A 9,559-nucleotide genomic window follows, 5' to 3' on the forward strand; every position below is an offset into this window, starting at 1 on the left:
GTACGGCTTGCGCAGCCGGTAGCCGAGCTCCGCGGCCCGCTGTGGCCGTGCGGTGAGCGCGAACCAGCCGATGAACGTGCCGTCCGTCTGGTCCACCGCGGCGAAGTGACCGAAACCGGGGGTGTTGCGGTAGTCCGCGAGGAACTCGGGGAGGGTCTCGTGCTCGACGGCGGACCGCGGTGTCGGCTCGCCGCCGTTGATGTACCGCATGACCTCGGGATCGGCGTCCAGCTCGGTGAGCGGATCGATATCGGCGATGGTGAATTCACGGAGCCGCATCCGCGGGGTGAGCAATACGGTTCGCACCCGAGCAGCCTAGAGCTAGGCTGAACAGGTGGCGAGCGGAAACGGCGATGTCGGACCCGATCGATATGGTGTAGACATTCATGCCGTAGGGGAACCGATGAGCACTGCGATCGCGGATCTCGGAGCCGAGTCGAGATACGACTGGTCCGATCTGCTGCGCCTGTGGCAGGAACTCGACATCCCGGAGGGATGGCGCGCGGAGCTCTCCTATGAGGGGGTCACGATGACGCCGCCGCCGTCGAATCCGCACGTGAACGTCGCGAGCCTGGTCCACCGAGCGTTGGCTCGCGCCTTGCCGGACCAGTACCAGACACATCAGGTGCTTGGGGTCAGCTTCGCGCTGGCCGGCCGAATCTTCTTCCCCGATCTTTGCGTGACGAGGGAAGGGGAACTGCCGGAAGACTCGGTTCCGCTAGCCGCGGGAAAGCTGCTGCTGGCCGTCGAGATCACCTCGCGGGGCAACGCTCGCCATGACCGGAACACGAGGAAATGGGCCTATGCGCACGGCGGGGTCCCGCTGTACGTGCTGGTGGACCGCTACGACGAGGACGGTCCTTCGGTGACCCTGTTCAGTGATCCCGTCGACGGGCACTATCAGCGTGCTTCGCGCTCGCCGTTCGGGGCCAAGGTCGCCCTGCCCGAGCCGTTCGGGATCGAACTGGATACGTCCGGGTTCTGAGGTCACTATGCCGGTGGAGGTGGAGTTCGCCCAGCGGGCCGCGGCCGAGCGGCTGCGGCCGCACGTGCGCGGGTACACCGGGTACCGCCAGGACGGTGTCCCGGAAGGACTGCACCGCGGCCTGCCGTCCCGCTCGATAACGCTGATCATCAGCCTCGCCGATCCGGTGCGCATGATCGGCGGGCCCGGCACCGAACACGGCCCGCTCGCACTCTCCGCCGCGGTCGGCGGACTGCACCTGCGCCCGGCGCTGATCGCGCAGGACCGGACCCAGTACGGCATTCACGTCGAGCTCGACCCGCTGGGAGTGCGCGCCCTGCTCGGGGTTTCCGCGACCGAGCTCGCCTCCGGAGTGTTCGACCTCGCCGAGCTCCCGGTGCCGTGGCGCCGTGATCTGGTGGACCGGCTCGTGGAAGCGCCCGACTGGTCGCGGCGGTTCGCGATTCTGGACGAGTCTTTCGCGGCGGGCCTGCGCCCGGTCACCCTGGTCAGCGAGGTGCGGTGGGCCTGGCAGCGGATGGCCGCCGAGACCGGCGGGGCCCGGGTGCACGAGCTCGCCGGGGAACTGGGATGGAGCCGCAGGCATTTCGGCGCGCGGTTCAGCGCCGAGGTGGGGGTGACGCCGAAGCAGGCGGCCCGGCTGACCCGGTTCGAGCGGAGCAAGGCGCTGCTGCGGGCCGGCGGGCACGGCTCGCTCGCCGAGGTCGCGATCGAGTGCGGCTACTACGACCAGGCGCACCTCGCGGCGGAGTGGCGGGAGTTCGCGGGGTGCCCGCCGAGCACCTGGATCGCCGAGGAGCTCCCATTTCTCCAAGCGACCGGCGACTGAGCCGATCAGAATGGGGGCATGACGACACAGTTGAACAACCCAGGGGTGTGGCCCTGCCTGCAGTACACCGACGCCGAAGCGGCCAGGGTCTTTCTCACCGAGGTCTTCGGGTTCACCGAAACCCTGACCGTGCGCAGCGAGGACGGCAGCAAGATCGTGCACGCCGAACTGCGCTGGCCGGAGGGCGGCGGTGTGATGTACGGCGACGCGCAGCCGGACAACCACCCGGAGTACCCGCAGCCGACCGGCATCCAGTGGCTGTGCGTGGTGACCGCCGATCCGGACGCGGTGCACCGCAGGGCCGTCGAAGCCGGTGCCAAGATCGTCGCCGAGCCCTACGATGCCGAGTACGGCTCGCGCAATGTGTGCGTCGCCGACCCCGGCGGCCACGTGTGGACCTTCGGGACCTACGCCGGAAGCTGAGGTCTCATTCCGCGCGCTGCCCGGACACCCGCACCGCGCCGTCGGGCGCGCTCGCCTTCAGGTGCAGCGGAGCGCCGCCGTTCGGGCCGTGCCGCACGATCTCCTCGGCCACCGCCGCGGTCAGCTGCGTGCGCATGGTCCGGCGCAGCGCGCGGGCCCCGTAGACCGGATTGAAGCCGCGTTCGGCCAGCAGCGCGAGCGCGTCCTCGCCCACCTCGAGGTGCACCTGCTTGCGCAGCAGCCGCCTGCGCAGCAGGGCAACCTCGAGCGACACGATGCCCCGCGCGGTTTCCTTGCCGAGCTCCGCGAAGTGCACGGTGTCGTCGATGCGGTTGATGAACTCGGGGTCGAAGAACTCCCGCAGCGCCGTGTCGATCACCGGGCTCTTGCCCCGGCGCAGCAACCGGTCCAGCCCGCGCCGCCACGGAACGCCCTGGATGCGGGCGATCTCCGCGGAACCGAGGTTCGAGGTGAGGAACACGAGCGTGTTGCGGAACGAGATCCGCTCCTGGCCGCTGGCCAGCTTCAGGATCCCGCTGTCGAGCACCTGCAGCAGCGCGCGCAGCACCGTGGGGTGCGCCTTCTCCACCTCGTCGAACAGCACGATTCCCGGACGGTACGGGTCACCCTGGACGGTGTCCCGGTCGAAGACGCTGTACGCCTCCTTACTGCCCGCGTAGCCGGGTGGGGCGCCGCTGAACGAGGCCGCGTAGTGCTCCTGGGCGAGTGCGTTCATGTCCACCCGGCACAGATCGTCCGGACCGGATCGCAGCTGCGCGGCGACCGTGCGCACCAGTTCCGTCTTGCCGACCCCGGTCGGGCCGACCAGCAGCAGGTTCGCCAGCGGCCGGTCCGGGTCCACCGCGCCCGCCTTGGCGAGCACGATCGCGCGCACCACCGTCTCGATGGCGTCGTCCTGGCCGAGGATCCGCTCGCGAAGCAGGGCGCGCAGCCGGTCCGGATCGAATTCCGTTGCCTTCGCGGTGTTCTCTGTGGTTGTGGTTTCGGCGGCACTGGTACGAGCACGATTCTGCTCGTGATACATGTCGGTGAGAAACGGCATGGAATCAGGCCTGCATCGACCGTTCCGCGGGAAGCGTTCCCACCTGGCAGTCGGCCACACCGACCGTGCTCCTGGTGAGTTTCTCGACGTTCTCCCGCGCCTGTTCCGCGTCCGTCACCCAGGTTTTGTAGAAACTGAACGGGCAGTCCGCGACGCCCTTGTCGCCGTCGCCCGCGTCGTACACCCCGGAATAGCCACGGTGCAGCAGCTTGAACAGATGATTCTGCGACTGGTCGTATTCCCGTGCGTCCCGGATCGCGGATTTGGACAGCTGCGCGTACTGGATTCCGTATTCCTCCTCACCGGTCTCGCCGAGGGTGCGCCCGTCGAATCCGATGATCGAGGAATGGCCGAAATAGGAGTAGACGCCGTCGAATCCGGCCGCGTTGGCGACCGCGACATAGCAGTTGTTCGCCCACGCCATCGCTTTCGCCATGAGCACCTGCTGATCCTTGGCCGGATACATGTACCCCTGGCAGCGCACGATCAGTTCGGCGCCCTTCATCGCGCAGTCCCGCCAGATCTCCGGATAGTTGCCGTCATCGCAGATGATCAGCGAGATCTTCATGCCCTTCGGGCCCTCGGTGACATAGGTGTCGTCACCCGGGTACCAGCCCTCGATCGGGCACCACGGCAGGATCTTGCGATAGCGCTGCACGATGTCGCCGCGATCGTTGATGAGCACGAGCGTGTTGTACGGGGGCTTGTTCGGGTGTTCCTCGTGCTGTTCGCCGGTGATGGAGAAGATCCCCCACACTCCCGCCTGGCGGCAGGCCGCGGAGAAGATCTCGGTCTCCTCACCGGGAACCGTGGCCGCGGTCGCGTACATCTCCCCGGGGTCGTACATGATGCCCTGGGTCGAGTACTCCGGGAACACCACCAGGTCCATGCCGGGGAGGCCGGTCTTCATGCCGACGACCATCTCGGCGATCTTGCGCGCGTTCTCGAGTACCTCTGGTTTGGTGTGCAGGCGCGGCATCTTGTAATTGACCACCGCGACGCCGACCGTATCCGGACTCGCCGATATGTCACCGTGTCGCATGGCTACTCCTCATCGAGTTGCTTTCAGATGAAAGTAATCATGGCGCGGCGTCAGGTCAAGGAGGTGTCGCGTCCCGGTTCGGGGTGTCCCGGACTCAGAGCCGGGTGAGCACGTCGAAGTCGAAGCCGTCGGCGACCGCGAGGTGCACGTGCTGGCGGGCCTGTTTGCCGTCGAACTCGACGGTCCCGCGGGGTCCCTCGTAGGCGACGCCGTCGATCGCGGCATCCCAGCCCGCCGCGTCGGTCCGGCCCGCGCGGGTCGCGAGATGCGCCAGCGTGTGCAGTCCCTCGTAACAGGACTCGGCCGCGTTGTTCAGCGCGGGAGCCGAGGGGCCGTGCATCCGGACGTACTCGCCGACAAGGTCCATCGCGTCCGCGGTGGCCAGCGACCGGAAATAGCCCGCGGAAACGTAGAGCCCCTCGGTTGCCGTGCTGCCGCTGGCCAGCAGCATGTTCTCCTCCATGAGCGGGCTGAACCGGATGATCCGCTCGGCGAGCCCGTGCCCGGCGAAGGCGCGATTGAACTCGACCGCGTCCTGGCCGACCAGCAGCATGATCACGCCGTCGCACTGCTGCCGTTCGATGCTGCGTACCACGCCGGTCATATCGCCGGAACCGAGCCGGACGAAGGCCTCCCCGGTCAGCGTGAGGTCGAGTTCATGGGCGTACTGGCGCACCGCGGCCGCCGAGCCGTGCGGCCACACGTAGTCGTCGCCGACCAGGAACCAGCGGCGGGCGCCGAGGTTGTCGCGCAGCCAGCGCAATGCGGGCGCGATCTGGTAGCGGGGGATCTCGCCGGAACAGAACACGTTCGCGCGCCGCTCGCCGCCCTCGTACAGCGAGGTGTAGACGTACGGGACCCGATCGGCGACCACCGGGGTGAGGGCATTGCGCACCGAGGAGATGTGCCAGCCGCTGACCGCGTCCACCCGGCCCTGCTCGATCAGCCGGTGCACCTGATCGGCGATCACCGCGGGCTCGGCGCCGCCGTCGACCACCTCGAAGGTGACCTCCTTGCCGAGGATCCCGCCCGCGGCATTGAGTTCGGCGACGGCGAGTTCGGTGATGGCCTCGCAGGAGGGGCCGAACAGCCCGGCCGGACCCTGCAGCGGGATCACCATGGCAACGCGCCAGGCACGTGCTGTCTGGGAGATCATCGCGGGACCGTGCTTCCGTGCGGTATTTTCGCTTCGGAGTCTGGCAACGTGCGAGGTATTCCGCAAGCGGGGAGGGCGGCCGAAATGGGACAGCCGGAAATCGCGTCGATCCCGATGACCAGCGCGCTCACCAGGGCGGCGCGGGTGCTCGCCGCACGTGCGGAGCGGGTACTTGCCCCGCACGGGTTCACCTTCGACCAGTGGCTGGTCGCCGATGCACTCGCCCGCGAGGAGGATCTTTCCATGGCCCAGCTCGCCGAACGCACCCAGCTGACCGGGCCGACCCTGAGCCGGGTGGTGGACCGGTTGGCCACGAGCGCGCTGCTTTATCGCCAGGTGGATCCGGCCGACCGGCGGCGCGCGGTGGTGCGGCTGGGACCACGCGGGCGCGCTGCCTATGCTGCGGCGCTGGCGGATCTCGCCGAGCTGGAGCGTGAACTGCTCGGGGAACTCGGTGAGGTCCCGGAATTGCTCTCCCGGCTCGCCGGAAACGGGTGAGCGTTCGCTCTCCATCGGGCGGTGTGGCACGCTGAGCAGGTGCTCAAGCTGGGCGGGGCGAGACTGCTCGACGACAGGGACGCGAGCGCGGTCGAGGCCGCCCTCGCCGAGGCACCCGTCGCCGGGTGCATGGTCTCGGCGCGGGTCGAGATCGCCGGGCTCGAACCGTGGCGGCTCGGCGGGGAGCTGTGGGGGATCGAACGGGGACTGTTGCGCGGGGGGAGACTCGACGGGCTGTGTTTCGCCGGTCCGAACCTGATTCCCTTGCGGGGCAGCAGTTCCGAATGGCGGGTGTTCGCCGACCGGGCGTTGCGCAGGCGGCGGATGTGCTCCTCGCTCGTCGGGCCGGCCGAACAGGTGCTCGGGCTCTGGTCGGAGCTGGCCGGGGAGTGGGACACCCCGCGGGAGATCCGCGATCACCAGCCGCTGCTCGCCATGTCCGGTCAACCCCGGGTCACCCCGGATCCGCTGGTGCGGCGGGTGCGCCCGGACGAGCTGAACCGCTATCTGCCCGCCGCGGTGGCGATGTTCACCGAAGAGGTCGGGGTGGATCCGGGCCTCGAGGACGGGGGAGCGGCCTACCGGGCGCGGGTCGCCGAGCTGATCGCCGCGGGCCGCGCGTTCGCCCGGTTCGAGGGGGACGAGGTCGTGTTCAAGGCGGAGATCGGCGCGATGTCCAATGCGGTCGGCCAGATCCAGGGGGTCTGGGTGCATCCGGAGCGCAGGGGTGAAGGCCTCGGCGCGACGGGGACGGCCGCGGTGGTGGACACCCTGGTCAATCGGCTCGACCGGACGGCGAGCCTGTACGTGAACGCGTACAACCTGCCCGCCTGTGCCGCGTATCGCAGGATCGGGTTCCGGGAGGTCGGCAGCTACGCCACCGTGCTGTTCTAGGGTGGAGGCATGTCCGTACGCGCTCCTCTCGTTCCCGGTGTGCAGGCCCCGCGCCGCCCGGTCCCCGCGTCCATCGCCCGTCCCGAATACGTGGACAAGGACGCCCCGACCCCGAACACGGATCCGTGGGTGCAGCCGCCCGAGATCATCGAGAAGATGCGGGTCGCCTCCAAGATCGCCGCGCAGGCGCTGCAGGTCGGTGGTCAGGCGGTACGGCCGGGAGCCACGACCGATGACGTGGATGCCGCGATCCACGAGTTCCTCTGTGACAACAACGCCTATCCCTCCACCCTCGGCTACCGGCACTTCCCCAAGTCCTGCTGTGTCTCGCTGAACGAGGTCATCTGCCACGGCATCCCGGACTCCACCGTGATCGAGGACGGGGACATCGTGAACATCGATGTGACCGCGTTCATCGACGGCGTACACGGGGACACCAACGCGACCTTTCTCTCCGGAGAGGTCAGCGAGCAGGCGCGGCAACTGGTCGAGCGCACCCACGAGGCCACCATGCGCGCGATCAAGGCGGTGCGGCCCGGGCGCCAGCTCAACGTGGTCGGCAGGGTGATCGAGGCCTACGCCAACCGGTTCGGCTACGGGGTGGTCCGGGACTTCACCGGGCACGGCATCGCCCGCTCCTTCCACTCCGGGCTCGTCGTGCTGCACTACGACGAGCCCTCGGTGGACACCGTGATCGAGGAGGGGATGACCTTCACGATCGAGCCGATGATCACCCTGGGCGGTATCGACTACGACGTGTGGTCCGACGACTGGACGGTGTCCACCAAGGACAAGAGCTGGACCGCGCAGTTCGAGCACACCCTCGTGGTGAACGCGGACGGCGCCGAGATACTGACACTGCCCTGAGCACGGCGTACGCTTTGCGGGCATGACGGCCGCACTGTGGAGCGGGAACCACGACGGAGCCGACTTCGGCTCGGGTGTCTCGCTCATCATCGAACCGGGCGCGGAGCCGGGCAGCGGTCCACGGCTGCACCGGCATCCGTACGCCGAGACGTTCGTCATCCGCGGCGGCCGGGCACTGTTCACCATCGGCGATGAGCAGATCGAGGGCCGGGGCGGGCAGATCCTCGTCGCCCCGGCGAACATCCCGCACCGGTTCACGGTCCTGGAGACCTATGAGGCGGTGCACATCCACGAGAGCGAGCGCATCGTCACCGAATGGCTGGAATGAAGGGTTCCCTGCTGGTCGCCGGGACCACCTCGGACGCGGGTAAGAGCGTGCTGGTCGCGGGCATCTGCCGCTGGCTGGCCCGCAACGGGGTCTCGGTGGCCCCGTTCAAGGCGCAGAACATGTCGAACAACTCCGTGGTCACCCCGGACGGCGGGGAAATCGGGCGCGCACAGGCCATGCAGGCGCTCGCGGCCGGGATCGAACCGGATGTCCGGCTCAATCCGGTGCTGCTCAAACCGGGCAGTGATCGCAGCTCGCAGGTGGTGGTGCGCGGGCAGGTCGACGGTTCGGTGACCGCGATGTCCTACCACGAACGGAAATCCGCCCTGCTCGGAACCGTGGTGTCCACATTGGACGAACTGCGCGCGGACCACGACGTCGTGGTGTGCGAGGGTGCGGGCTCACCGGCCGAGATCAACCTGCGGGCCAGCGATATCGCGAACATGGGCCTGGCGCGGGCGCGCGATCTGCCGGTGCTCATCGTCGGGGACATCGACCGGGGCGGCGTTTTCGCGCAGTTCTACGGGACGCTGAACCTGCTCGAGGAGGCGGACCGGGAACTGGTGCGCGGCTTCGTGATCAACAAGTTCCGTGGCGAGCGCGCGCTGCTCGAACCGGGTCTGGAACAACTCGCGGAGCTCACCGGAAGGCCGTGCTATGGCGTGCTTCCCTACGAACCGCGACTGTGGCTGGATGCCGAGGACTCACTGTCCTATGCGGACTCGACACCGATCGGGCGCCCGGCCCCACCGGTCGGCAACCGGTGGCTGCGGGTCGCCGTGGTGCGCCTGCCCCGGATCTCGAACGGCACCGATATCGATGCCCTCGCCTGCGAGCCGGGGGTGGCGGCGCGGTTCGTCACCGATCCGGGATCCTGCGCCGACGCCGATCTGATCGTGCTCCCCGGCACGAAGTCCACTGTGGATGATCTGGACTGGTTGCGGCGAACCGGTCTTGCCGCGGTGATCGAGCAGCACGTGGCCGAGGGGAAGCCGCTGCTCGGTATCTGCGGCGGTTTCCAGATGCTCGGGAAGTCGATTGTGGACACCGTGGAATCCGGTAAGGGAGCGGTTTCCGGGCTCGGCCTGCTCGACCTGGACATCGAGTTCGCCCCGGCCAAAACGCTGGGCAACCCGGAAGGATCGGCGCTGGGGCAGCCGGTGCGCGGCTACGAGATCCACCACGGCCTCGTCTCCCGCCGTGGCACGGTCGATCCGCTCGTGGACAGTGGTGACGGGGCCCTTTCCGGTCCGATCGCCGCCACCCACTGGCACGGGCTGTGCGAGAACGACGCGTTCCGCCGCACGCTGTTGGATTGGGCGGCCGGTCACGCGAAGCGGGATTTCCGGGCTGCGGGCGGGATTCGCTTCGCGCAGATCCGTGCCGCGCAGCTCGACCTGCTCGGCGACCTCGTCGCCGACCATCTCGACACCGGGGTGCTCCGGGAACTGCTCAGCTAGGGCGTGTCTCCCAA

Annotated in this window: 12 protein-coding genes; 8 read left to right on the forward strand and 4 right to left on the reverse strand. The window is 68.5% G+C overall.

The window, feature by feature from the left end:
- On the reverse strand, positions 1-306 hold a 306-nt coding region (locus AD72_RS34840; RefSeq protein WP_031470920.1), incomplete at its 3' end, for a GNAT family N-acetyltransferase.
- A gap of 97 nt (positions 307-403) precedes the next feature.
- On the opposite strand from AD72_RS34840, the gene AD72_RS34845 reads away from it, so the two are divergent.
- Genes AD72_RS34845 through AD72_RS34855 form a run of 3 tightly spaced genes read left to right on the forward strand, consistent with a single transcriptional unit; the run spans position 404 to position 2,237 of the window.
- The gene (locus tag AD72_RS34845; protein ID WP_031470921.1) at positions 404-985 is read left to right on the forward strand and encodes a Uma2 family endonuclease; all 582 of its coding nucleotides are present in this window, start codon (positions 404-406) and stop codon (positions 983-985) included.
- Positions 986-992: 7 nt separating this feature from the next.
- Positions 993-1,814 carry a helix-turn-helix domain-containing protein gene (locus AD72_RS34850; protein WP_031470922.1) on the forward strand — a complete coding sequence of 274 codons (822 nt, stop codon included), beginning with the start codon at positions 993-995 and terminating at the stop codon, positions 1,812-1,814.
- An 18-nt stretch (positions 1,815-1,832) separates the two neighbouring features.
- On the forward strand, positions 1,833-2,237 hold the full coding sequence (locus AD72_RS34855) for a VOC family protein (RefSeq protein WP_031470923.1): 405 nt from the start codon (positions 1,833-1,835) through the stop codon (positions 2,235-2,237).
- Between the two features lie 4 nt (positions 2,238-2,241).
- On the opposite strand, the gene AD72_RS34860 is transcribed toward AD72_RS34855, so the two are convergent.
- From AD72_RS34860 to AD72_RS34870, 3 genes are all read right to left on the reverse strand, one after another.
- The gene (locus tag AD72_RS34860; protein WP_031470924.1) at positions 2,242-3,300 is read right to left on the reverse strand and encodes an AAA family ATPase; all 1,059 of its coding nucleotides are present in this window, start codon (positions 3,298-3,300) and stop codon (positions 2,242-2,244) included.
- Positions 3,301-3,304: 4 nt separating this feature from the next.
- The gene (locus AD72_RS34865; RefSeq protein WP_031470925.1) at positions 3,305-4,342 is read right to left on the reverse strand and encodes an aliphatic amidase; all 1,038 of its coding nucleotides are present in this window, start codon (positions 4,340-4,342) and stop codon (positions 3,305-3,307) included.
- A 94-nt stretch (positions 4,343-4,436) separates the two neighbouring features.
- On the reverse strand, positions 4,437-5,498 hold the full coding sequence (locus tag AD72_RS34870) for a substrate-binding domain-containing protein (protein ID WP_031470926.1): 1,062 nt from the start codon (positions 5,496-5,498) through the stop codon (positions 4,437-4,439).
- An 84-nt stretch (positions 5,499-5,582) separates the two neighbouring features.
- On the opposite strand from AD72_RS34870, the gene AD72_RS34875 reads away from it, so the two are divergent.
- Genes AD72_RS34875 through AD72_RS34895 form a run of 5 tightly spaced genes read left to right on the forward strand, consistent with a single transcriptional unit; the run spans position 5,583 to position 9,545 of the window.
- Positions 5,583-5,996, forward strand: a complete 414-nt coding sequence (locus AD72_RS34875) for a MarR family transcriptional regulator (protein WP_031470927.1) — start codon at positions 5,583-5,585, stop codon at positions 5,994-5,996.
- Between the two features lie 39 nt (positions 5,997-6,035).
- On the forward strand, positions 6,036-6,890 hold the full coding sequence (locus tag AD72_RS34880; protein WP_031470928.1) for a GNAT family N-acetyltransferase: 855 nt from the start codon (positions 6,036-6,038) through the stop codon (positions 6,888-6,890).
- Positions 6,891-6,899: 9 nt separating this feature from the next.
- Entirely contained in the window at positions 6,900-7,757 is an 858-nt protein-coding gene (gene map, locus AD72_RS34885; RefSeq protein ID WP_031470929.1) for a type I methionyl aminopeptidase, read from the forward strand.
- 22 nt (positions 7,758-7,779) lie between these two features.
- A complete protein-coding gene (locus tag AD72_RS34890) occupies positions 7,780-8,085 on the forward strand; it encodes a cupin domain-containing protein (RefSeq protein WP_031470930.1) in 306 nt (101 codons plus the stop codon).
- Positions 8,082-9,545 carry a cobyric acid synthase gene (locus AD72_RS34895; protein WP_037348435.1) on the forward strand — a complete coding sequence of 488 codons (1,464 nt, stop codon included), beginning with the start codon at positions 8,082-8,084 and terminating at the stop codon, positions 9,543-9,545. Before AD72_RS34890 ends, AD72_RS34895 begins: the two co-directional genes overlap by 4 nt.
- Positions 9,546-9,559 lie beyond the last annotated feature (14 nt).

It is taken from the genome of Sciscionella sediminilitoris (genome assembly GCF_000737195.2).
Classification (GTDB): domain Bacteria; phylum Actinomycetota; class Actinomycetes; order Mycobacteriales; family Pseudonocardiaceae; genus Sciscionella; species Sciscionella sediminilitoris.